25 protein-coding genes and 1 pseudogene are annotated in these 22,375 nt (G+C 74.3%); 16 read left to right on the top strand and 10 right to left on the bottom strand.

The genetic code is table 11. The features are described from left to right. The first annotated feature begins 53 nt into the window (after window positions 1–53). Complete coding sequence (locus tag ACTWO6_RS21325) at window positions 54–1,127, top strand: hypothetical protein (RefSeq protein ID WP_446215586.1); 1,074 nt, start codon at window positions 54–56, stop codon at window positions 1,125–1,127. A gap of 49 nt (window positions 1,128–1,176) precedes the next feature. Then, on the top strand, window positions 1,177–1,716 hold the full coding sequence (locus ACTWO6_RS21320) for an RNA 2'-phosphotransferase (RefSeq protein WP_446215585.1): 540 nt from the start codon (window positions 1,177–1,179) through the stop codon (window positions 1,714–1,716). Window positions 1,717–1,778: 62 nt separating this feature from the next. On the opposite strand, the gene ACTWO6_RS21315 is transcribed toward ACTWO6_RS21320, so the two are convergent. The 4 genes from ACTWO6_RS21315 to ACTWO6_RS21300 all read right to left on the bottom strand — a co-directional run bounded on the left by ACTWO6_RS21315 (window position 1,779) and on the right by ACTWO6_RS21300 (window position 4,884). Further along, a complete protein-coding gene (locus ACTWO6_RS21315; protein WP_446215584.1) occupies window positions 1,779–3,080 on the bottom strand; it encodes a molybdopterin-dependent oxidoreductase in 1,302 nt (433 codons plus the stop codon). A 132-nt stretch (window positions 3,081–3,212) separates the two neighbouring features. Continuing rightward, entirely contained in the window at window positions 3,213–3,728 is a 516-nt protein-coding gene (locus tag ACTWO6_RS21310; protein ID WP_446215583.1) for an NUDIX domain-containing protein, read from the bottom strand. 40 nt (window positions 3,729–3,768) lie between these two features. Next, window positions 3,769–4,299: a DUF2199 domain-containing protein gene (locus ACTWO6_RS21305; protein ID WP_446215582.1), complete on the bottom strand. Its 531-nt coding sequence runs from the start codon at window positions 4,297–4,299 to the stop codon at window positions 3,769–3,771. Between the two features lie 18 nt (window positions 4,300–4,317). Further along, the gene (locus tag ACTWO6_RS21300) at window positions 4,318–4,884 is read right to left on the bottom strand and encodes an NADAR family protein (RefSeq protein WP_446215581.1); all 567 of its coding nucleotides are present in this window, start codon (window positions 4,882–4,884) and stop codon (window positions 4,318–4,320) included. 119 nt (window positions 4,885–5,003) lie between these two features. Between ACTWO6_RS21300 and ACTWO6_RS21295 the strand changes: the two genes are divergently transcribed. After that, window positions 5,004–5,366 (top strand): ADP-ribosylation/crystallin J1, encoded by a 363-nt coding sequence (locus ACTWO6_RS21295; RefSeq protein WP_446215580.1) that lies wholly within the window; start codon window positions 5,004–5,006, stop codon window positions 5,364–5,366. Between the two features lie 38 nt (window positions 5,367–5,404). On the opposite strand, the gene ACTWO6_RS21290 is transcribed toward ACTWO6_RS21295, so the two are convergent. The 3 genes from ACTWO6_RS21290 to ACTWO6_RS21280 form a co-directional block, all read right to left on the bottom strand. Beyond that, window positions 5,405–6,046, bottom strand: a complete 642-nt coding sequence (locus ACTWO6_RS21290) for an SRPBCC family protein (protein WP_446215579.1) — start codon at window positions 6,044–6,046, stop codon at window positions 5,405–5,407. Continuing rightward, window positions 6,043–6,405 (bottom strand): ArsR/SmtB family transcription factor, encoded by a 363-nt coding sequence (locus tag ACTWO6_RS21285; protein WP_446215578.1) that lies wholly within the window; start codon window positions 6,403–6,405, stop codon window positions 6,043–6,045. The genes ACTWO6_RS21290 and ACTWO6_RS21285 overlap by 4 nt, the downstream gene beginning before the upstream one ends. 274 nt (window positions 6,406–6,679) lie before the next feature. Beyond that, entirely contained in the window at window positions 6,680–7,048 is a 369-nt protein-coding gene (locus ACTWO6_RS21280) for a peptidoglycan recognition protein family protein (RefSeq protein ID WP_446215577.1), read from the bottom strand. Between the two features lie 13 nt (window positions 7,049–7,061). On the opposite strand from ACTWO6_RS21280, the gene ACTWO6_RS21275 reads away from it, so the two are divergent. The 4 genes from ACTWO6_RS21275 (at window position 7,062) to ACTWO6_RS21260 (ending at window position 9,992) form a co-directional block, all read left to right on the top strand. Beyond that, window positions 7,062–7,418: a hypothetical protein gene (locus ACTWO6_RS21275; protein ID WP_446215576.1), complete on the top strand. Its 357-nt coding sequence runs from the start codon at window positions 7,062–7,064 to the stop codon at window positions 7,416–7,418. A 160-nt stretch (window positions 7,419–7,578) separates the two neighbouring features. Further along, window positions 7,579–7,929, top strand: coding sequence for a YciI family protein (locus tag ACTWO6_RS21270; protein ID WP_446215575.1), 351 nt, complete (start codon window positions 7,579–7,581; stop codon window positions 7,927–7,929). 18 nt (window positions 7,930–7,947) lie between these two features. Further along, window positions 7,948–9,159, top strand: a complete 1,212-nt coding sequence (locus ACTWO6_RS21265) for an RNA polymerase sigma factor (protein WP_446220719.1) — start codon at window positions 7,948–7,950, stop codon at window positions 9,157–9,159. Beyond that, complete coding sequence (locus ACTWO6_RS21260; RefSeq protein WP_446215574.1) at window positions 9,156–9,992, top strand: SMP-30/gluconolactonase/LRE family protein; 837 nt, start codon at window positions 9,156–9,158, stop codon at window positions 9,990–9,992. The genes ACTWO6_RS21265 and ACTWO6_RS21260 overlap by 4 nt, the downstream gene beginning before the upstream one ends. Before the next feature lie 115 nt (window positions 9,993–10,107). On the opposite strand, the gene ACTWO6_RS21255 is transcribed toward ACTWO6_RS21260, so the two are convergent. Both ACTWO6_RS21255 and ACTWO6_RS21250 read right to left on the bottom strand, forming a co-directional pair. Then, complete coding sequence (locus ACTWO6_RS21255; protein ID WP_446215573.1) at window positions 10,108–10,836, bottom strand: TetR/AcrR family transcriptional regulator; 729 nt, start codon at window positions 10,834–10,836, stop codon at window positions 10,108–10,110. Beyond that, entirely contained in the window at window positions 10,833–12,047 is a 1,215-nt protein-coding gene (locus tag ACTWO6_RS21250) for an acyl-CoA dehydrogenase family protein (protein WP_446215572.1), read from the bottom strand. Before ACTWO6_RS21250 ends, ACTWO6_RS21255 begins: the two co-directional genes overlap by 4 nt. A gap of 125 nt (window positions 12,048–12,172) precedes the next feature. Here ACTWO6_RS21250 and ACTWO6_RS21245 point away from each other — a divergent pair, with 125 nt between their 5' ends. The 8 genes and pseudogenes from ACTWO6_RS21245 (at window position 12,173) to ACTWO6_RS21210 (ending at window position 20,044) form a co-directional block, all read left to right on the top strand. Then, the gene (locus tag ACTWO6_RS21245) at window positions 12,173–12,925 is read left to right on the top strand and encodes an SDR family NAD(P)-dependent oxidoreductase (protein ID WP_446220718.1); all 753 of its coding nucleotides are present in this window, start codon (window positions 12,173–12,175) and stop codon (window positions 12,923–12,925) included. Between the two features lie 224 nt (window positions 12,926–13,149). Next, a complete protein-coding gene (locus ACTWO6_RS21240; RefSeq protein WP_446215571.1) occupies window positions 13,150–13,977 on the top strand; it encodes an ABC transporter ATP-binding protein in 828 nt (275 codons plus the stop codon). A gap of 98 nt (window positions 13,978–14,075) precedes the next feature. Continuing rightward, window positions 14,076–14,690, top strand: a pseudogene (locus ACTWO6_RS21235) (ABC transporter ATP-binding protein); the annotation flags it as partial. A gap of 28 nt (window positions 14,691–14,718) precedes the next feature. Further along, window positions 14,719–15,597, top strand: coding sequence for a branched-chain amino acid ABC transporter permease (locus ACTWO6_RS21230; protein WP_446215570.1), 879 nt, complete (start codon window positions 14,719–14,721; stop codon window positions 15,595–15,597). Next, window positions 15,594–16,724: a branched-chain amino acid ABC transporter permease gene (locus ACTWO6_RS21225; protein WP_446215569.1), complete on the top strand. Its 1,131-nt coding sequence runs from the start codon at window positions 15,594–15,596 to the stop codon at window positions 16,722–16,724. Before ACTWO6_RS21230 ends, ACTWO6_RS21225 begins: the two co-directional genes overlap by 4 nt. Before the next feature lie 51 nt (window positions 16,725–16,775). Then, a complete protein-coding gene (locus ACTWO6_RS21220; RefSeq protein WP_446215568.1) occupies window positions 16,776–18,047 on the top strand; it encodes an ABC transporter substrate-binding protein in 1,272 nt (423 codons plus the stop codon). Between the two features lie 165 nt (window positions 18,048–18,212). Further along, the gene (locus tag ACTWO6_RS21215; RefSeq protein ID WP_446215567.1) at window positions 18,213–18,839 is read left to right on the top strand and encodes a TetR/AcrR family transcriptional regulator; all 627 of its coding nucleotides are present in this window, start codon (window positions 18,213–18,215) and stop codon (window positions 18,837–18,839) included. Between the two features lie 251 nt (window positions 18,840–19,090). After that, entirely contained in the window at window positions 19,091–20,044 is a 954-nt protein-coding gene (locus tag ACTWO6_RS21210; RefSeq protein WP_446215566.1) for a DUF559 domain-containing protein, read from the top strand. A 19-nt stretch (window positions 20,045–20,063) separates the two neighbouring features. Here the strand turns inward: ACTWO6_RS21210 and ACTWO6_RS21205 are convergent, their stop codons facing one another. Then, window positions 20,064–20,480 carry a MarR family winged helix-turn-helix transcriptional regulator gene (locus ACTWO6_RS21205; protein ID WP_446215565.1) on the bottom strand — a complete coding sequence of 139 codons (417 nt, stop codon included), beginning with the start codon at window positions 20,478–20,480 and terminating at the stop codon, window positions 20,064–20,066. Between the two features lie 78 nt (window positions 20,481–20,558). Here ACTWO6_RS21205 and ACTWO6_RS21200 point away from each other — a divergent pair, with 78 nt between their 5' ends. Continuing rightward, window positions 20,559–22,352 (top strand): ABC transporter ATP-binding protein, encoded by a 1,794-nt coding sequence (locus ACTWO6_RS21200; protein ID WP_446215564.1) that lies wholly within the window; start codon window positions 20,559–20,561, stop codon window positions 22,350–22,352. Window positions 22,353–22,375: the final 23 nt, after the last annotated feature.

Raw genomic sequence — 22,375 nt, 5'->3', positions numbered from 1 at the left:
GGGTGGCGCGGGACGCTGGACGCCGCCGCCGGTCCTCGGGCAGGATCCCCGGGATGCCCCAGCCGACGTTCCGCCGCGCCGGCGTCGCCCTGGCCGCCCTGGCCGTGCTCGCCGCCGGCTGCACGACGCCGGACCGTACGCCCGTCGCCGCGCCCGGGACGGCCACCCCGGCTCCGACCGGGGCGGTGGCCGGCACGCCGGCCGCGCCGACCCCGGCCGGCTCCGGGCGGGTCGGCTTCGGCGGCCGGCCGCGTCCGGTGGCGCGGGCCTGCCCGGTGCTGCCGGCCGACAACGTCTGGCACGCCGACGTCTCCCGGCTGCCCGTGCACCCGCGGTCGTCGGCGATGGTCGGCGCGATCGGCGCCGGCGCCACCGTTCACCCCGACTTCGGCTCGGGCAGCTGGGCCGGAGCGCCGATCGGCATCCCGGTCACCGTCGTCCCCGCCGGGCAGCGGCGGGTCCCGGTCACCTTCTCCTACGCCGCCGAGAGCGACCCGGGGCCGTACCCGATCCCGCCGGACGCGGCGATCGAGGGCGGGCCGCGCGGCGACGGCGACCGGCACGTCATCGTCTGGGACCGGACGGCCTGCCGGGCGTACGAGCTCTTCGACGCGCACCCGGCCGGCGGCGGCTGGCGGGCCGGCTCCGGGGCGGTCTTCGACCTCCGGTCGAACCGGCTGCGCCGGGCGGGCTGGACCTCCGCCGACGCGGCCGGGCTGTCGATCCTGGCCGGGCTGGTCCGGTACGACGAGGTCGCCGCCGGCCGGATCGACCACGCCGTCCGGGTCACCGTGCCGCGTACCCGCACCGGCTGGACGTGGCCGGCGACCCACTCCGCCTCGGACGCGTCCGACCCGGCGCTGCCGCAGCTCGGCCAGCGGCTGCGGCTCAAACGGTCGGTGGACGTCTCCCGGCTGCCCCGGCAGGCCCGGATCGTCGCCGAGGCCATGCAGCGGTACGGCCTGATCGTCGCCGACCACGGCTCGGCGTGGTTCCTCTCCGGCGCGCCGGACGAGCGTTGGGACAACGACGCGCTGCGGACGCTGGGCGGCCTGCGCGGCAGCGATTTCGAGGTGGTCGACGCGTCCGGGCTGATGGTCGGACCCACCTCGGGCGCCACGCGCTGACCGGCGATATCCGTCGACTGGCGCCACGCGTGTGGGCCACACTGTCGCCGTGGATCATCGCGACCTGGTCCGGGTGAGCAAGAAGATGTCCCTGGCGCTGCGGCACCGACCGGACCGGTTCGGGCTGGCGCCGGACCCGGCCGGCTGGGTGCCGGTCACCGACCTGCTCGCCGCGCTGCGGATCAGCCGCGCCGTTCTCGACGAGGTGGTGGCCGGCAACGACAAGCAGCGCTTCGCCGTCGAGCGGGGCGCCGACGGAGTCGACCGCGTCCGGGCCAGCCAGGGGCACTCGATCCCGGTCGACCTCGGGCTGGCCCCGACGCCACCGCCGGACCGGCTCTACCACGGCACCAGCGCCGCGGTCGTGCCGTCCATCATGGCCGAGGGCCTGCGTCGCGGCGGCCGGCACCACGTCCACCTCTCGCCCGACGTGGAGACCGCCCGCCGGGTGGGCGCCCGGCGGGGTGGCCAGGTGGCGATCCTCACCGTCGACGCTGCGGCGGTGGCCCGGGACGGTCACCTCTTCTACCGCAGCGCGAACGGCGTCTGGCTCGCCGACGCCGTCCCCGCCGCCTACCTGACCGGCTGACCTCGCCCCGCCCGCCCGAAGCGTTGCCGCGGCGGCGCGCCGGACGGGCGGCGGGTCGCGGGTCAGGCCACCGTCACCGGGTGCCGGACCACGCCGTCGAAGAGGTACCCGAAGTCGTTGTGAGCGGCGGTGTCGGGCTGGCCGGCCCCGGTCACGTCGGTGGCCCGGGCGCGCAGCGTCCAGCGGCCGGGGGCAGGCGGCCGCCAGACGGCGGTCCAGCGCTGCCACGCCCCGCCCTGGTCGGCGGCGACCAGCTCGGTGGGGCGCCACTCGTCGTCGCCGGTGCTGACCTCGACCCGGGCGATCGGCCCGTTGCCGGACCAGGACCGGCCGTGCAGCAGCACCTCGGCGCCGGCCGGGATGCGGGCGTCCCAGGCCAGCTCGAAGGCGCTCTTCACCGACTGGGCGGCCAGCACCCCGCCGCCGTCCGGGTGCCCGGGGCCGAACATCCGGTAGAGCTGGGTGTTCCAGGGCGAGAAGAGGGGAGTGGCGGAGACCTCGACGGCTCCCACCCACTTGATCGAGGAGATGCCGATCCAGCCGGGCACCAGCACCCGCACGGGGAAGCCGTGGTCGGCGGGGAGCGGCTCGCCGTTCATCTCGTACGCCAGCAGCACGTCGTCGAGGGCCTTGCCGACCGGCAGCGGCCGGCGTACCCGGCCGAGGTTCACCCCGCCGGTGACGTACTCCGGGTCCAGCCCCTCCGGCATCACGTCGACCGCCGCGTCGGTGAGGCCGGCCAGCCGGAGCACGGTGCCCAGTCGTACGCCCCGCCAGCGCGCGACGCCGACCCCGCCGAGGCCCCAGGCGACCCCGGGGGAGGCGGCGCCCTGCTGCTCGATGAAGAAGCGGCGCCCGTTGCCGGCGCACTCGACCAGCGCGGTGCCCTCCTCGGCGGGCAGCCTCCGCAGGTCGGTGAGGCTGAACTCGATCGGGTCCCGCCGGGTCGGCGCGCCGCGCAGCCCGGTGCCGAAGAGGCGCAGCCGCCAGGTCTCGGCGTCCAGCCGGGGCGTCACGGTGTGGTTGCGGACGAAGAACCGGTCGTTGGGGACGACGTGCCCCTGCCCGGCCATCGCCTCCCACCGCATCTCGGCGTTGGTCTCCAGCCGGCGGAACAGCTGCGGCGGCAGCGGCTTGGCGATGGGCGCCGCGGCGGCACCGGCTCCGGGGTCGACGCCGACCGGGGCGGGGGTGACGGCGACCGGTTCCCGCTCCTCGGCGGCGGCGGTGACGGCGGCCATGGCCGTGCCCAGCTCCAGCAGCTCCTGGCGGGAGACCCCGTCGCAGCGGGCCTCCCCGGCGAGCCACTGCCGGGTCCGGTGGGCGTCGTGCTCGATTTCGTCCGGGGAAAGCGGGCGTGACACGGGGCACCTCCGGGCTCGGCGACGTTGCATTCCTATTCAATCAGTGGAAATAGCCGTCGATCAGAGCGGTGGTGGCCCCTCAGGTCGCGCCGATCAACATCACCACCCCGGCGGTCACGGAGCGGGACGGGATCAGACCGGGGGCTGGCCGGCGAAGAAGTCGGCCAGCGCCCGGGTGTGGGTGGAGAAGGCCAGCTCGACCGGCTCGGTGAGGACCAGCCACTCGGTGGCCTCCTCGGTCGGCGCGGACGGCGGCAGCTCCCCGGCCGCCCGCTCGGGCAGCACGCCGAAGACCATCATGGTGCCGCCGGCGGGCGCCCCGTGCACCGCGAAGAGCCGCGCCTGCGCCGGCTCGGCCAGCAGGCCGGTTTCCTCGCGCAGCTCCCGGACCAGCGCCTCCGACCACTCCTCGCCGTACTCGATGAACCCGCCGGGCAGCGCGAGCTGGCCACGGGCCGGCTCGATGTCGCGGCGGACCACCACCACTCCCAGGCCGGTCGCCGTGCGTACCGGCAAGATTGCCACCGCGACCGGCAGCGGGTTGCGCCAGACGGTCTGGCCGCAGTCCGCGCAGACGCGCGGCCAGCCGGCTCCGGCCGGGTAGGCCGTGCCGCAGTACGAGCAGTGCGAGTGCGGTGCGCCGGTCACGCCGCAGCACGTTACCCGCCGGGCCGGCGGAGCGCTCCCGTCACCCGGCCGGCTCGGGGCGCGTCTCCGGGTGCCGGAGCTGCTCGGCGATCCGCTGGACGTCCGCCATGGTCATGCCGGTCCGCTGCGCCACCGCGAGCGGGTGGTCGGTGGGCTCGACCTCCACCGCCGGCTTCTCGCCCACCGGCCGGGTGTGCACGTGGGTCTTGAGCTCCAGGGTGCTCACCCCGTAGAGCGGCAGCTCGGTGGAGAGCCAGCCGAAGTAGGGCGGCTCCGACTCCCGGCCCGGGGTCTCCCACAGCTGCACGGTTCGGCCGAAGTTGGCGGGGCTCAGCGAGACCCAGACTCCCCAGGAGAACGTCCCCTCCGCGTCCCGCAGGGGGATCTCGAGGCTGCCCTGGACGAAGAAGTGCTCGCCGCGGATGACGCAGAGGTCGGGGGTCAGCTCGCTGTCGTCGGCCGCCGCCAGCTCCTCGGACCAGAACGCGGGCGCCTGGGTGCGGTAGGAGAGCGGCAGGTCGTCGTGCCGCCGGCCGCAGGTGACGCAGGTGTATCCCGGAGTGTCGTGCACCGGCCCGACCCTAGCCGATCACTCCCGGCCGCGTCGGTCGCGCAGGACGGCGCGTGCCTCCATCAGCGCGAAGCCGAGCAGGTTCGCGCCCCGCCATTGGGTCGGGTCGTCGGCCCGCGGGTCGTCGGCGGCCAGGCCGACGCCCCAGACCCGGTCCACCGGACTGGCCTCGACCAGCACGCGGTCCCCGGTGCCGAGCAGGTACGCCGCCAGCTCGTCGTGTTGCCCGAACTTGGCGACGCCGCCGGCCACCACGATGTCGTAGCGGTGCGCCACCCAGGTCGCCTCGTCGAAGCCGAGCACCTGCCGGCCGAGGGACTTGACCCGGTGCGGGTGCGCGGTGGCGAGGATCCGCTCGGCGATCCCGGTGTCCCCGAAGAGGGTCGCCTTGTGCCACATCATCCAGTGCTCGGCGGTGGCGTACGTCCGGCCGCCCACGGCGAACGGCGCCGGCCACCACTGGCTCAGGCAGCCGGCGCCGACGCTGCCGTCGCGCTGCGGCCGGTGCCCCCAGAAGTGCAGGTACTTCACGCGCCGTCCACCCTGGACGGTCTCGACGAGGTCGGCGACGGATCGTGGCGACATGGCCGACAGTCTGCCGGAGGGCATCGACAACCCGCCGCCGCGTTTCCCGCCGGGCGAAACGGTTGGTGAGGCGGCGATCCCAGCCGGTAGCGTGCGTCGACCGAGGGGAAGGGGAGACGATGGAGACCACCACGCTGTGGCGGCCGACCGGGCCGCAGGAGCTGGCCCTGGTCGAGGCGTCCGGGTGGCGGGCCTGGCCGCCCCGGCTGCCGGACCAGCCGGTCTTCTACCCGGTGCTGAACGAGGCGTACGCGGTCATGATCGCCCGGGACTGGAACGTGCCGGCCTCGGGCGTCGGCTACGTGACCCGCTTCGAGGTGGAGCGCGACTTCGCCGCGCGTTACCCGGTACGCCAGGTGGGCGGCCGGGACATCCTCGAACTCTGGGTGCCCGCCGAGGAGCTGGAGCTGTTCAACCGGCACATCGTGGGCCGGATCGAGGTCGTCCATGAGTTCCGCGCCGACCCGGCCACGTCCGGCTGAGCGGGGCGCCCGGGTCACCGGGCGCCCCGCGCCGCGGGTCAGGAGGCCGGCACCCCGGTGTACGCGGCGGTGGTCCGCTGCGCCGCCGCCCGCGCCTCGTCGGCCGGGGTGCCGGCCGCCACGCTCGCCTCGCACCAGCGCTCGCTGCTCAGCGTCATGAACCGGCGGCCCTCGTCGGAGCCCATCCAGGCGGCGGCCTCCGCCGGGCCGACCCCGCTGCCGTCGGCCGCCAGGTGGGAGGCCAGGCCGAGCAGGCCCATGTCCCAGCCGACGCCGGTGGCGCCCGGCCCGAACTCGGCCCAGCGCTCGTCGTCCACGTGCGCGACGTGCTCCAGCTCGAACCGGGTACGTCCTTCGCCCGCCGGGCTGAGCCGCACCTCGATCCAGCTCACCTCGCCGCCGTACTCCCAGGTCGCGGCGAAGCCGTGCGGCGGGTCGCAGCGCTCGACGGTGCCGCCCGCGTTGCCCTCCAGCTGGTAGCGGCCACCCAGCCGCAGCTCGCCGGAGATCGGCAGGAACCAACGCGGGATCCGCTCGGCGCTGGTGCAGGCGTCCCAGACGTCCTCCAGCGGCGCGTCGTACGTCTGACTGATGATGCTCACGCGCGCCTGCCCGGCGGGCAGCGTGCGGCTGCCGACGGTGCGTTCGACGGAGCTGATCTGTCCGGTCACGTCGATCATGGTGTTCTCCTCTCGTCGGGGCCGCCCTCGCGCAGCCGCCGCTCCCGCCGGCCGCGGGCCAGTTCGGTGGCGAGCGCCTCCAGCGGTGGGGTCCAGAACCGGCGGAAGTTGTCCAGCCAGGCGTCGACCTGGCGGAGCGGCTGCGGGTCCACCGCGTAGAGGCGGCGGGTGCCCTCGGGTCGTACGGTCGCGAAGCCGTTGTCGCGCAGCACCCTGAGGTGCTGCGACACGGCCGGTTGGGAGATGCCGAATTCCTGTTGGACAGCCGCGCTGAGGCTGCCGGCGGTCTGCTCGCCCTCGGCGAGGAGTTCCAGGATCCGGCGGCGGACCGGGTCCCCGAGGACGTCGAAGGCGTGCACGACCTCTTTCTATCAGATGCAGCTTATATAAGCGAGCAGTGGCAGTCACCCTGGTCGGCAGGTGGGGGCGGGCGGCAGGGGAGCGGGGTGGGTCCGGACCGCGCTACGAAGCTGATGACGCAGCTGAATCACCACGGCCGCGATTCGTTCACGTCATCAGCTTCGTAGCGTCGGCGACGTGCCACTGCCGCGCCGCATCGGCGGGTCGGCCCGGGCTGGCCGCCCATCGCCGTCGCGCAGCTGCGCCGACCCAGTGCGGGCACGCCGGCCGTGGTCAGCCGAGCCGGGCGGCCACCGCGCTGCGCAGCTCGGGGAGCCGGTCGTGCAGCAGCCCCGGGCACTGGGTGTTGTTGAAGTCCTTGTGGCCGTAGATCTCGGTGGCCTGGATGGCGTACTGCTGGCAGGTGAACGCGCAGAAGAGCACCAGGCTGTCCCAGAGCGCCTGCGGCGGCTGCACGTCGAGGTAGATGCCCTCGTTCTCGATGCCGATGGCCTGGCTGTTCTGCCCGACGCAGTGTGCGCCCTGGACCATGGTCTGCCCGTGCAACAGCGCGTAGAGGCTGCCGTGCCGGCCCTCGGTGAGGTACCCGCCGCGGCTGTTGGTGAAGTGCTGCCCGGAGTCGAGCCAGCCGCTGGTGTCCATGTGCAGGTCCTGGATGTCCCGGGAGTTGGCTCTGCACCACGGTCACCGCCGACGACGGCGGCCGGGCGCCCCAGGTGGCGCAGTTGGCGATCACCGGCTGGTCGACGCGGGTGGCGACCGCCCGGGCGCTCCGGTCGCCGGTGAGCTGGCCGAGGGCCGTGACGCCGGCGGCGGCGCCGAGCAGGACGGCGCCGCGCAGCACGGTCCGCCGGGGTACGGGGACGGACATCGGGACCTCCTCGAAGGGACGGTCCGGTGGCGGGCCGGGCGGCCCGCCACCGGCGGCGGTCAGCAGGGTCCGTTGCAGGCCAGCACCTTGAGCCGGTCCCAGGTGCCGTTCCACACGTTCTGGTCGCCGGTAGATACATAGAAGATTTTCGCTGCGCTGCGGTGTGGCGCGGCTCAGCCGGCGAGGGCGGCGAGCACGTCCGCGGAAATCATCCCGGCCGGCGTGTCGATCCGGCGGCGGCCCGTTCGTGTGGAGGGTGAAGGGGCCGGCGACGGACCGGCCGCCGGGCGAGGAGGAGACCGTGAAGCAGTACCTGATCAGCATGTACCAGCCGACGGGCGAGGGGATGCCCGACCCGGAGTTCCTGGCCGAGGTGATGCGCGAGGTCGACGCCATCCACGACGAGCTGGTCGAGGCCGGATCGTGGGTCTTCGGCAACGGGCTGCACGCCCCGGAGACCGCCACCGTGCTGCGCCCGAAGGGGGAGGAGGTGCTGGTCACCGACGGGCCCTACCTCGAGGGCAAGGAATACCTCGGCGGTTTCACCATCATCACCGCGCCCGACCTGGACGCCGCCCTGGAGTGGGGCCGCCGGTACGCCCTGGCGACCACCCTGCCGATCGAGGTGCGCCCGTTCCAGGGCGAGGTCTGACCGTCGCCGATGCCCGAGCTGACCGACGTCGAGCGGGTGTTCCGCGCGGAGTACGGCCGCGCGGTCGCCGTCCTGGTCCGCGTCCTCGGCGACATCGACCTCGCCGAGGAGGCGGTCCAGGAGGCGTTCACCACGGCGGTCGGCCGCTGGCCGGTCGACGGGCTGCCGCCGAGTCCCGCCGGCTGGATCATCACCACCGCCCGGAACCGGGCGATCGACCGGCTGCGCCGCGAGGCCACCCGGGCCGACCGGCACGCGCAGGCCGCGCTCCTGTACGCCCGCGAGGCACCGGCCGAGGAGGGACCCGTGCGCGACGACCGGCTCCGCCTGATCTTCACCTGCTGCCACCCGGCGCTGGGCGCCGCCGCCCGGGTCGCGCTGACCCTGCGGCTGCTCGGCGGGCTGAGCACGGCCGAGATCGCCCGCGCCTTTCTGGTGCCGGAGCCGACCATGGCCCAGCGCCTGGTCCGGGCCAAGGCGAAGATCCGGGACGCCCGGATCCCGTACCGGGTGCCCCGCGACGCGGACCTGCCCGACCGGCTCCGGGCGGTGCTGGCCGTCGTCTACCTGATCTTCAACGAGGGGTACACCGCCAGCTCGGGGGAGCGGCTGGTCCGCGACGAGCTGTGCGCCGAGGCGGTCCGGCTCGCCCGGCTGCTCACCGAGCTGATGCCGGACGAGCCGGAGGTGCTCGGGCTGCTCGCGTTGCTGCTGCTCACCGAGGCGCGCCGGCCCGCCCGCACCGGACCGGCCGGCGCTCTGGTGCCGCTGGCCGAGCAGGACCGCGACCGCTGGGACCGCGAGCTGATCGCCGAGGGGCAGGCGCTGGTCCGCCGCTGCCTGCGGCGGGGCCGGCCCGGGCCGTACCAGATCCAGGCGGCGATCAACGCGGTGCACAGCGACGCGGAGACCGCCGCGGAGACCGACTGGGGTCAGATCGTCGCGCTCTACGACCAGCTCGTGACGGTCGCCCCCGGCCCGGTGGTCGCGCTTAACCGGGCGGTCGCGGTGGCCGAGGTGGCCGGCCCGGCCGCCGCGCTCGCCCTGGTCGACGACCTCGACCTGGCCGGCTACCACGTCTTCCACGCCGTCCGCGCCGACCTGCTGCGCCGGCTGGGCCGCACCGGGGAGGCCGCCCGGGCGTACGACGCGGCGATCGCGCACACCGACAACACCGCCGAGCGGGAGCACCTGCGGCGGGCCCGCGACCGGATGGGGAGGCACCGATGACGGCACCACGGGTACTGGTGGACGGGCTGGCCTTCGGGGAGTCGCCGCGCTGGCACGACGGGCGGCTCTGGCTGGCCGACTGGGGGGCCGGGGAGGTGCTGACGGTCGACGCCGACGGCGGGACCGAGGTGGTCGCCCGGGTCGCCGGCCTGCCGATCTGCCTGGACCGGCTCCCCGACGGGCGGCTGCTGGTCGTCGCCGGCGGCCCGGGGCTACTGCTGCGCCGGGAGCCGGACGGCGTGCTGACCCCGTACGCCGACCTGCGGTCGCTGGTGGCGCACCCGTGGAACGAGGTGGTGACGGACGCCCGGGGCAACGCGTACGTCAACACCATCGGGTTCGACTTCCCCGGGGGCGAGTTCGCGCCGGGCGCGATCGCCCTGGTCCCGCCCGACGGGCCGCCCCGGCTGGTGGCCGACGGTCTCGCCTTCCCCAACGGCATGGCGCTCACCCCGGACGGCGGCACGCTGATCGTCGCCGAGTCGTACGCCGCCCGGCTCACCGCGTACGACGTCGCCGCCGACGCCTCGCTGACCGGTCGGCGGGTCTGGGCGGACCTCCCCGGTGCCGCGCCGGACGGCATCTGCCTCGACGCCGAGGGCGCCGTTTGGTACGGCGACGTGCCGAACCGCTGCGCGGTGCGGGTGGCCGAGGGCGGCCGGGTGCGGGACCGGGTCGACCTGGACCGGGGCTGCTTCGCCTGCGCCCTCGGCGGGCCGGACGGCCGGACGCTGTTCCTGGTGGTCACCGAGTGGTCCCCGCGGGCGCTGGCCGGCGGCCCCCGCACCGGTCAGGTCCGCACCCTGACCGCCCCCGCCCCGGCGGCCGGCTGACCACCGGGCGGCGACGTCGAGGAGCCGGTCGGGCGCTGGAGCACCTCGGCCAGCTCGGCGCGGACGGGTTCCCCGGGCTCCGCCGTCCCGGATCCCGGGGGCGGCTCCTCGTCGCTCACGGGTTCTTCCTGGCCGGGCTCGGCCCGGACCGCTGGGTGTCGCTGCCGGCCGGCCGCCGCCGCCCGGGCTCGGCGGGGAGCGGCGCGACCGGCTCCGGTCCCGGTGGGCGCAGGCCGCCGAGGAAGAGCGCGACGAGCTGGTGGCCGACCTCGGCGAAGGTCAGCGGCCCGTCGGGGTGGAACCAGGTGTGCGTGTTGCCCAGGGCGCTGAGGAACGCGTGGGTGATCACGGTGGCGGAGAGGTCGGTGCGCACCACGCCACTGGCCTGCCCCTCGCGCACCAGGTCGCGGAACAGGTCGTGGTAGCGCCGCCGCTCCCGGCGGGTCGCCTCGGCCTGCTCGTCGTCGAGCAGGTGCGCCGACCGGGCCCAGACGGTGAGCTCGTCGGCGTGCTCGGCGGTGTGCTCCACGACGTCGAGGGCCGCCGCGCGCAGCCGCTCCTCGACCGGTCCGGCGCCGTCGGCGATCTCCCGCAGCCGCTGGGTCTGCTCGGCGAGCAGCTCCCGGTAGATGCTGGTGAGCAGCTCGGACTTCGACCCGAACCAGTGGTACAGGGCGCCCTTGGTGACCTCGGCCGCGGCCACGATGTCCTGCACGCTCGTCGCCTCGTAGCCGCGCCGGGCGAAGAGTTCGGTGGCGGCCGCGACGATGCTGCGCCGGGCCGAGCCGCGTGGCGCCCGCCGCCGCCCGGGCGGGGCGGGCGGCTCGGTGGTCGCCACGGTCACCGCGACTCCAACTGCCGGCGGATCTCGCGCCGGGCGACGTCGCGTACGTGCACCTCGTCGGGGCCGTCGGCGATGCGCAGCGTGCGGGCGCCGGCGTACATCGAGGCGAGCGGGACGTCGTCGGAGACCCCGGCGCCGCCGTGCACCTGGATCGCCCGGTCGAGCACGTCGAGGGCGACGCGGGGAGCGATCACCTTGATGGCGGCGATCTCGGTCCGCGCGGCCTTGGCGCCGTACCGGTCGATCATCCAGGCGGCCTTGAGGGTGAGCAGTCGGGCCTGCTCGATCGCCATCCGGGACTCGGCGATCTGCTGCTGCACCACGCCCTGCTCGGCCAGCTTCCGGCCGAAGGCGACCCGGGAGGCGGCGCGGTGCACCATCAGCGCGAGCGCGCGCTCGGCCAGGCCGATGGCCCGCATGCAGTGGTGGATGCGACCGGGCCCGAGCCGGGCCTGGGCGAGGGCGAAGCCGCCGCCCTCCTCGCCGAGCAGGTTCGAGGCCGGCACCCGGACGTCGGTGAAGAGGACCTCGCCGTGGCCGTGCTGGTCGTGGTAGCCGAAGACCGGCAGCGAGCGGACCACCTCGACCCCGGGGGTGTCCACCGGCACGAGGATCATCGACTGCTGGCGGTGGGTGTCGGCCGTCGGGTCGGTCTTGCCCATCACGATCATGATCCGGCAGCGCGGGTCGGCGATTCCGGTGGTCCACCACTTGCGGCCGTTGATGACGTACGAGTCGCCGTCGCGTTCGATCCGGGTGGAGATGTTGGTGGCGTCGCTGGAGGCGACGTCCGGCTCGGTCATCGCGAAGGCGGACCGGATCTCGCCGTCGAGCAGCGGGCGCAGCCAGCGCTCCTGCTGCTCGGCGGTGCCGAACATGTGCAGGATCTCCATGTTGCCGGTGTCCGGCGCCGCGCAGTTGATGGCCTCGGGGGCGAGCTCGATGGAGCGGCCCGTCAGCTCGGCGAGCGGGGCGTACTCCAGATTGGTCAGTCCGGAGACGGCGGGCAGGAAGAGGTTCCACAACCCCCGGCGGCGGGCCTCGGCCTTCAGGTCCTCGACGACGGCGGGCAGGTGGTGCAGCTTGCCGGCCGCCGCGAGCTCGGCCCGCTGCGCCGCGTAGACCGGCTCGGCCGGGTAGACGTGGTCGTCCATGAACTCCTGGAGTCGCTTCAGGTGCTCGGCCCCGCGTGCGGTCGGTTCGAAGTCCATGGCTGCCTCCCCATTGACGCGGATGTCGGCGGCTCGCTACCGTCGCCGGACGCCGAACATACCGGCTGGTCGGTATGCCGTCCAGGGTGCGGCGCCGCGAACGTGAGGAGTCCCAGGTGAGCGTGATGGACCGGTTCCGCCTCGACGGGAAGGTCGCCGTGGTGACCGGCGCCTCCTCCGGCCTGGGGGTGTCGTTCGCCCGCGCGCTCGCCGAGGCCGGCGCCGACGTCGTGCTCGGCGCCCGCCGGGTCGAGCGACTGCCGGAGACGGGGGCGCTGGTCGAGGCGGCCGGCCGCCGGTACGCGGCCCGCGCCACCGACGTCAGCCGGCCCGAGGACTGCGAGGCCCTGATCGCCACCGCCGTCGAGCACTTCGGACGGGTGGACGTGCTGGTCAACAACGCGGGGGTCGGCACCGCCGTCCCCGCCACCCGGGAGACGCCGGACCAGTTCCGCGCCGTCGTCGACGTCAACCTGATGGGCAGCTACTGGATGGCGCAGGCCTTCGCCCGGGCCGCCACCAACGGCGGGGCGATCGTCAACATCTCCAGCGTCATCGGCCTGCGCCCCGGCGGCATCCCGCAGGCCGCGTACGCCTCCAGCAAGGCCGGCGTCATCGGGCTGACCCGCGACCTGGCCGCCCAGTGGACCGGCCGCAAGGGCATCCGGGTCAACTGCATCGCCCCCGGCTTCTTCCAGTCGGAGATGAGCGACCAGCTGGAGCCGGGCACCTTCGAGATGGTCAAGGCACTGGCGCCCGCCGGCCGCCTCGGCGAGCACGAGGAGCTCGCCGCCACGCTGATCTGGCTGGTCAGCGACGCCTCGTCGTACGTGACCGGAGCGACCGTGCCCGTCGACGGCGGCCTCGTCATGCCGTGACGCCTGCGGCCGGGAACGCTGCACGGCGAGTGCAACGGCTGCGTCCCCGGCCGTCCGGGTTCGTGAACAAAAGTCCCCATACGACACTCCGATGTCACAGCGTCGTAACGAAAATATCGACGCCGGCCGCTTGATCGATACACTCCCGGTGTAACAACCAGCCCCATGCTTCGCCCGAGTCGCCCAGCGCATCCCCCGCCGCCGCGTCTTTGCAAGAGGTGAAGATGAGCCCTCCACCCACCGACGGAATCGATCTGGCCCTCCAGCACGTCGGCGTGCGCTTCGGCGGGCTGGTCGCCCTCGACGACGTCTCCCTGCGGGTGCCGCCCGGCCGGATCGTCGGCGTGATCGGCCCCAACGGCGCCGGCAAGACCACCCTGTTCAACGTGGTCTGCGGGTTCGTCCCGCCGACCAGCGGTGCGCTCACCCTCGACGGCCGGCCGTTCCGGCCCCGCCCGCACCGGCTCACCCGCCTCGGCATCGCCCGTACCCTCCAGGGCGTCGGCCTCTTCCCGGGCCTCAGCGTCGTCGAGAACGTGATGGCCGGCGCCAGCCACGCCGCCGGGGCCGGCTTCGCCGCCGCCCTGTTCGGCCTGCCGCGCAGCGACCGCGACGAACGGCGGCTGCGGGACGAGGCCCACGACCTGCTGGCCGAGCTGGGCGTCGCGGAGCACGCCGCGGCGGCCCCCGCCACCCTGCCGTACGCCGTCCGCAAACGGGTCGCCCTCGCCCGCGCGCTGATCGCCCGGCCCCGCCTGCTCCTGCTCGACGAGCCGGCCGGCGGCCTGAGCGCCGAGGACATCACGGAACTGGGCGAGCTCGTCACGGCGCTGCCCGGCCGGGCGGGCGGGGCCTGCTCGATCATGCTCGTCGAGCACCACATGGACCTGGTGATGTCCGTCTGCCACGAGATCGTGGTGCTCGACTTCGGCCGGGTCATCGCCGCCGGCACACCCGAGCAGGTGCGGGACGACCCACTGGTGACCGAGGCGTACCTCGGCGCCGACGTCTCGGCCGGGGCCGCGGCGCCGGGCGCGGGGGCCGGCTCGTGAGCGCCCTGCTGGAGGTGGAGGCGCTCAGCTCCGGCTACGGCCAGGTCCCGGTGCTGCGCGACGTCACGCTCAGCGTGCCCGCCGGGACCGTCGCCGCCGTGCTCGGCGCCAACGGCGCGGGCAAGACCACCCTGCTGCGCACCCTCTCCGGCCTGCTCCGACCCACCGGCGGGCGGGTCCGCTACGACGGCGCGGACCTGCGCGGCGTACGGGTGGAACGCCTGGTGCGGCGCGGCCTGGCGCACGTGCCCGAGGGGCGCGGCATCGTCGCCGAGTTGACCGTCGAGGAGAACCTGCGCCTCGGCGGCCTGTGGCGCCGGGACCGGGCCGACGCCCGCCGGGCGCAGGACGAGGTGTACCAGCTCTTCGAGCCACTGGCCCGGCGGCGGCGGCACGCCGGCCACCAGCTCTCCGGCGGGGAACGGCAGATGCTCGCCATCGGGCGGGCGCTGATCGCGCGCCCCAGATTGCTGCTGCTCGACGAGCCCTCGCTCGGGCTCGCCCCCCGGGTGGCCGCGCAGATCATGGCGCTGCTGCGCCAGCTCTGCGACAGCGGCGGCCTGACCGTCCTGCTGGTCGAGCAGAACGTGCGCAGCGCCCTCTCCGTCGCCGACCAGGGCGTGGTGATGTCCCTCGGGCGGGTCGTGATGGCCACCCCGGCGGCGCAGCTACGCGACGACGCCACCCTCCGGCACGCCTACCTCGGGTTCTGACCGCCCGCCACGTAGGAAGGATCCGCGCTTGGACCGCTTCTTGTTCCTCACCTTCGACGGACTCGCCACCGGCGCCGTCTACGCGGCGTTCGCCCTCGCCCTGGTGCTCATCTGGCGGGCGGCCCGTCTGGTCAACTTCGCGCAGGGCGCGATGGCGGTGGCGACGGCCTACGTCGGCTACGCCGTCGTCTCCGCCACCGGCTCGTACTGGCTCGGCCTCGGCGCCGCCGTCCTCGCCGGCCTGGCGCTGGGCGCGCTGGTCGAGCGGGTGCTGATGCGCTTCGTCGGCCACGCCAACCCGCTCAACGACGTCATCGTCGCCCTCGGCCTGGTGCTGCTGATCCAGGCGGTGCTCGGCATGGTCTTCGGCAACGAGTACCGGCCGGCGGCCGCGCCGTTCGACACCGACGCGCTCTCCGTCGGCGGGGTCGCCGCGATGTCCCCGTACGACCTGTGGGTCCTCGGCGCGGTCCTGGCGGTCGTGGTGTCGCTCGGGCTGCTCTTCACCCGGACGCCGATCGGCCTGCGGATGCGGGCGTCCGCCTTCGCGCCCGAGGTGTCCCGGCTGCTCGGCGTCAACGTCGGTCGGATGCTCACGGTGGGCTGGGCGCTGGCGGCCGCGGTCGGCGCCCTCGCCGGCATGCTGGTCGTCCCCACCGGGCTGGGGCTGCACCCGCACGCGATGGACCTGGTCTTCGTCGTCGCGTTCACCGCCGCGGTGGTCGGCGGCCTGGACAGCCCGGCCGGCGCCGTGGTCGGTGGCCTGCTGGTCGGCCTGATCCTGTCGTACGTCACCGGCTACCTCGGCCCCGACACCACGCCGCTGGCCATCCTCGTCCTGCTGCTGGCGGTCCTGCTGGTCCGCCCCGGTGGGCTCTTCTCCAGCGTGAGAGCGAGGCACGTGTGACCGCGACCGAGGTCTCCCCGGATCCCCGGCCCACCGGGCCGTCGCCGCTGCGCCGGCTGCTGCCCGGCCCACCCGGCGCCGCCGGGGCGCGCGGGTCGACGCTGCTGCGTCACCTGGTCCTGGCCGTGCTCGCCGGCACGGCGGTCGTGCTGCTGACCAATCAGTTGGCGCCGTACCAGAATCTCCAGGTCGCCCGCGTCTGCGCGTTCCTCTGCGTGACCGCCGGCTACACCGTCCTGGTCGGGCTCAACGGCCAGCTCTCCCTCGGGCACGGGGCGCTGATGGCGACCGGCGCGTACACGGTCGCCCTGGTGCAGCAGGGCTTCGAGGAGAGGGCGGTGCAGGGCCGGTGGGTCCTGCCGCTGTCGCTGCTGCTCGCTGTCGTGGTGACCGCGGCGGCGGGCCTGGTCATCGGGCTGGCCGCCGCCCGGCTGCGCGGGCCGTACCTGGCCGGGGTCACCCTCGCCGTCGCGACCCTGGTCCCGGCGATCACCACGATCTTCACCGACGTGTTCAACGGCGAGCAGGGGTTGCGCTTCCCGATGGAGACGCCGCCGGCGTTCCTGGGCGCGTACTTCCAGCCGGAGCGCTGGCTGGCCTGGGTCGCGCTGCTCGCCGCGCTGCTCACGATGCTGCTGATGGCGAACCTGGTGCGCAGCCGGTTCGGCCGGTCGCTGCGCGCCGTCCGCGACGACGAGGTGGCCGCCCGGCTGGCCGGCATCCACGTCGCCCGCAACCAGGTGCTCGCCTTCGTGGTGAGCGCCGCCTGCGCCGGGCTCGGCGGCGGCGTGTACGCGGTGCTCACCGCGACCGTCGCCCCGGGCAAGTTCTCCCTCGACCTGTCGCTGTTCCTGCTGATGGCGATCGTGATCGGCGGGCTGGGCAGCCTCGCCGGCGCGGTCTGGGGAGCGGTCCTGCTGGTGGCGCTGCAGGACCTGCCGAGCCTCATCACCGAGACCTTCACCCTGCCGTCGGGCCTGGCCCAGCGGCTGGAGGGCAACCTCGCCCTCGCCGTGTTCGGTCTGATCCTCATCGTCGTCATGCTCGCGGCCCCGGGCGGCCTCCAGGGTGCCGCCCGCACGCTCACCGCACGTCTCCGGGCACGTCGCCGGGCCGCGCGCCGCTGATCCACCCCGGTTCCACCCCCGTTCGCCCCCGTCGCACCGGAATGGAGAACCATGCATCCCACCGCACGCCGCGCACTCGCGGCCGCCGCCGGCCTCGCCCTGCTGGTCGGCGCGTCGGCCTGCGCCAACGACGAGCAGCAGGCGGCCGAGAACGTCCCGGGCGTCACCGACACCGAGGTGGTGATCGGCACCCACCAGCCGCTCACCGGCCCCGCCGCCCCCGGCTACTCCCGGATCTCCGCCGCCACCAAGGCGTACTTCGAGCACGTCAACAGCAAGGGCGGGGTGAACGGCCGGAAGATCGTCTACAAGGTGATGGACGACGGCTACAACCCCGCGAACACCGACAACGTGGTCCGCAAGCTCGTCCTCGACGACAAGGTCTTCGCGCTCCTCGGCGGGCTCGGCACCCCCACCCACACCAACGTGCTGGAGTTCGTGAAGGCCCAGAAGGTGCCCGACCTCTTCGTCTCCTCCGGCAGCCGGAACTGGAACCAGCCCGACAAGTACCCGACCACCTTCGGCTGGCAACCCGACTACACGGTGGAGGGCAAGATCCTGGCCACCTTCGTGAAGCAGCAGTTCCCGGGTGCGAAGGTCTGCCACTTCGGGCAGAACGACGACTTCGGCCGCGACTCCCTCGCCGGGGTCGAGAAGATCCTCGGACCGGTGGCGGCCAAGCAGACCTACACCACCACCAACCAGCAGGTCGGACCGGCGATCGGGGCGCTGAAGGCGGCCGGTTGCCAGGTGGTGATCTCGGCGAGCATCCCCGGCTTCACCGCGCTGGCCATGGGCCAGGCAGCCGGCCAGGGGTTCAAGGCGCAGTGGGTGGTCTCCAACGTCGGCGCGGACTACACCACTCTCGCCAATCAGCTCGGCGACAAGAAGGTGATCCTGGAAGGGTTGATCGCCGACAACTACCTGCCGATGGCGAACGACGCGGCCGACCCGTGGATCCAGGCGTTCACGAAGATCCACCAGCAGTACAACGCGGCCAACCCGATCGACGGCAACGCCGTCTACGGCTACTCGATGGCGTACACCTTCGTGCAGGCGCTGCTGGCGGCCGGCAAGGACCTCACCCGCGAGAAGCTGGTCGAGGCGGTGCGCAAGGGCGGCTTCACGGGGCCGGGCCTCACCCCGTTCCGGTACAGCGCGGACGTGCACGCCGGCTACAGCGGCGTCCGGATGAACAAGGTGTCCAACGGCGTGCAGAGCTACTTCGGTCCGACCTGGACCACCGACGACGGTGACGGCGAGGTCAAGGAGTTCACCGGGACGCCGACCGCGCCGCCGGCGGACGCTATCCCGACGACCTGACCGGCGCGACCGCCGGCCACCGGGTCGGCGGGCCGGCCGGTACCGGGCCGCCACGGCGCTGTGGCGGCCCCGGTACCGGCGGCTTCCGGAGCACCCGGGGGGCGTCGCTAGGCTTCCGGTTCAGCTTCCTCCGGCACCGCCGGCCGTACCGACAGGGGACGTCACATGATCGACGTGGACGCCGACGCGCCGGCCCGGATGGACGGGCGGGCGGCGCGCGCGGAGCGCACCCGCGGGGCCATCGTCGAGGCGCACCTGGCGCTGATCGACGAGGGGGACCTCAAGCCCACCGGGGAGCGCATCGCCGAACGCGCGGGGGTGTCGCTGCGCACCCTGTGGACCAACTTCAAGGACATGGAGACCCTGTACGCCGCGACCGGGCAGCGGGTCCGGGAGCGACAGGAGGCGCAGTTCCGCCCGATTCCGCCGGAGTGGCCGCTCGGCCGGCGGATCGCCGAGTTCTGCGCCCAGCGGGTCGAGATGCTGGAGGTGCTGGCGCCCACGGCCCGCGCCTCGGCGCTGCGCGAGCCGTTCTCGCCCCAGTTGCGGCGCAACCGTGGGGGCGCCATCGCCCGGGCGCGCGGCGAGCTCGAGCTGGTCTTCGGCCCGGAGCTGACGCAGGCGGGGGAGGGGCGCGAGCAGCTGCTCGACGCGCTGACGGTGGCGAGCACCTGGGCGGCCTGGTCGATGATGCGCGACGCGATGGGGCTGGACGTCGAGGCGGCCCGGGCCATCCTGACGCGGACCGTCGGCGCGCTGCTCGTAGCCGCCATCGCCGCCAGCCTCCGCTAACCCACCCCGCCCCCTCCTGCGCCGCCCCCTTTGCTCTGCACCAACCCACGCGCGCCGCTCAAGCTCGCCCCATGATCGTCTGCACTCCAGGGGCGTGACACGCCGGGTTGAAGCACCGGGGATGTCAGAGGATCTTGTACGCCCCTAGCAGACCGAGCCGGAGGGTGAGGGGTGTCCACAGGGGGCGCGGCCGTCCACAGGAGCGGGCGGCCACGTTGCCGAACTGGTCCGCGCGGGTGACGGTCTGCGGCGTGAACGGTGTGCTCCAGTCGTTGGTGGACCACGGTGGCGGGCTGGTGACCCGGGCGCTGGCCGGCCAGGTCGTGCCGGAGTCGACGCTGCGGGCCGCCTGCCACGCCGGCCGGCTGCTCCGGGTGCTGCCGGAGGTGTACGTCGACACCCGCCTGGTCCCGCCCCGGCCGGACGCCGGCCTTCCCGTCCTCGCCCGCCTGAGTCCCGAGCTGGCTCGGCGCGCCGTGCTCGCCCATGCCGACGGGAGGGGTGCGTTGAGCAGCCTCACCGCCCTCGACCTGTGGGGTCTGCGCGGGCAGCCCCCGGGCGAGCCGGTGCACCTGGACGTGCCGGCCGACTCCGGGCTCCGCACCCGGCCCCAGCTCGTGGTGCACCACCGCCAGGGCTTCGCGGCGGAACCGCCGCACGTCGTCACCCGCCGCGGCCTCCCGGTCGTGCGGTTGGAACGCGCACTGGTGGACGCGTGGCCGCTGCTGCCTCCAGTCGACCGCCCGGCTCCCCTGATCCAGGCGGTCAACGATCGGCTGACCACGCCCGAGCGGGTCGACGCGGCGCTCGGGACCACACCGAAGCTGACCGGCCGGGCCGAGTTGCGGACGCTGCTCGCGAGGCTCACCGCCGGCTGCCGCAGCCCACTGGAGATCTGGGGGCACGACCATGTCTTCACCGGCCCCGACATGCCCGCCCTCCAGCGGCAGGTACGGATCCAAGCCCGGCGGCGCACCATCTACCTCGACCTCTACGCCGAACGCGAACGGGTCGACATCGAACTCGACGGCGCCACCACGCACGGCGATCGTCGACAGCGCGAGATCGACCTGAGGCGGGACGCGCTGTTGGCCACGCTCGGCATCCTGGTGGTGCGGTTCGCGCACCGCCGGCTGGTGCACGAAACCGACGAGGTACGTCGGGAGATCCTCGCGATCCTCGCCAGCCGTCGTCGTGACGACTGACCGGCGTGGGGGAGGGCGGTCAGTCGCGCAGCGTACGCAGGATGCGGGCCAGGTCGGTCCGGTCGGCCGCGCCGAGATCGCCGAAGAAGCGGTCCGCCTCGGCGTCCCGGGCCGCGCGGATGGCGGTGCCGACCCGGGTGCCCTCGGCGGTCGGCGCGACCAGGGTGGCGCGCCGGTCGTCGGGGTCGGGCCGGCGCTCGACGAGGCCGCGTTCCTCGAGCCCGTCGACCACCTCGGTGGTCGAGCGCGGGGCGATGTGCAGGTGCTCGGCGAGCGTGCTCAGCCGTACCGGGCCGTGCCGCAGCAGCACGGCCAGGGCCCGGGCGTGGCCGGGGTTGATCTCCCACGGTTCGAGGGTGCGGCGGGACTGGTGGCGCAGCCGGCGGGCCACCGCCCAGAACAGCTCGGCCAGGCTCTCCTCGTCGTCCCCGGTCACCGGAATACCGTAGCAGCTCTTCCTGTTGACCCCTCATGATGAGGTAACCTCAGCATGTCGACAGGAAGTGAGCGTCCCTTGGAAGCACCCCGTGCAGGCCGCGGTGGCGGCCCCCACACCGTCAGCGCCGCCGAGAAGGCGCAGGCCCGGCAGGTGTCGCTGCGCCGGGTCGGCCGGCTCTTCGCTGCCCACCGCGGTCAACTGGCCGTCGTCGTGGCGATCATCGTGGCGTCGTCCGTCATCGCGATGGCGTCGCCGTTCCTGCTCCGTGCCGTGATCGACCGGGCCCTGCCGGAGCGCGACCTGACCCTGCTGGTCTGGCTGGTCCTCGGCATGGTCGCCGTCGCGGCGGTGACGTCGGTGCTCGGCGTCGTGCAGACCTGGATCTCGACCCGGGTCGGGCAGGAGGTGATGCACCGGCTGCGCGCCGACGTCTTCGCTCACCTGCACCGCCAGTCGATCGCGTTCTTCATCCGCACCCGCACCGGCGAGGTGCAGTCCCGGATCACCAACGACATCGGCGGCATGCAGACCGTCGTCACCTCCACCGCCACCTCGATCGCGGCCAACCTGACCACGGTCGTCGCCACCGCCGTCGCCATGGTGGCGCTGAGCTGGCGGCTGTCCCTGGTGTCGCTGGTGGTGCTGCCCCCGGCGATCTGGCTGACCCGCCGGGTGGCCCGGATGCGCCGCGAGATCACCGCGCAGCGGCAGCGGGAGCTGGCCGACCTCAACGTGACCATCGAGGAGGGGCTGTCGATCAGCGGCGTGCAGCTCAGCAAGACCCTCGGCGCCGGGCCGAAGCTGGTCGAGCGGTTCACCGCCTCCTCGGCCCGGCTGGTCGACCTGGAACTCCGCTCCGAGCTGGCCGGCCGCTGGCGGATGGCCGCGATGAGCGTCATCTTCGCCGCCATCCCGGCGGTCATCTACCTCAGCGCCGGCCTCCCGGCGACCGCCGGCACCCTGAGCATCGGCACCCTGGTCGCCTTCACCGCCCTCCAGGGCGGGCTGTTCCGGCCGCTGATGGGGCTGCTCAACGTGGGCGTCTCGCTGACCGCCTCGCTGGCGCTCTTCGCCCGGATCTTCGAATACCTGGACCTGCCCGTCGAGGTCGACGATCCGGCCCGGCCGGTCGCCGTCGACCCGACCCGGGCGCGCGGTCACCTGCGCTTCGAGGACGTCACCTTCAGCTACCCGGGCAGCGACACCGCCGCCGTCGCCGGCGTCAGCCTGGACGTCCCGGCCGGCACCAGCCTGGCGCTGGTGGGGGAGACCGGCTCCGGCAAGAGCACCCTCGCCGCGCTGATCACCCGGTTCCACGACCCGGCCGCCGGCCGGGTCACCATCGACGGCGTCGACCTGCGCGACCTGCGCCTGGCCGACCTTGCCGCCGTCGTGGGCGTGGTCAGCCAGGAGACCTACTTGCTGCACACCACCGTGCGGGAGAACCTGCGGTACGCCCGGCCGGACGCCACCGATGCCGAGATCGAGGCCGCGGCCCGCGCCGCGCAGATCCACGACCTCATCGCCGCCCTCCCGGACGGGTACGACACGGTCGTCGGCTCCCGCGGCCACCGCTTCTCCGGCGGCGAGAAGCAGCGCCTGGCCATCGCCCGGACGCTGCTGCGCGACCCCCGCATCCTGGTGCTGGACGAGGCGACCAGCGCGCTGGACACCGAGACCGAACGCGCCGTGCAGCGCGCCTTCGACGCCCTGTCGGAGGGTCGCACGGTGGTCACCATCGCGCACCGGCTCTCCACCGTCCGGGACGCCGACCAGATCGCGGTGATCGACCACGGTCGGATCGTCGAGTCCGGCACCCACCAGAGCCTGCTCGACCGCGCCGGCCGGTACGCGGCGCTGGCCGCCTGACCGGGCCCGCCCCGACCCGCGCC

Source organism: Micromonospora sp. IBHARD004 (assembly GCF_052814115.1).
Note: the sequence above shows the minus strand (reverse complement) of the source record. Positions and strands in the feature narration are given on the sequence as shown.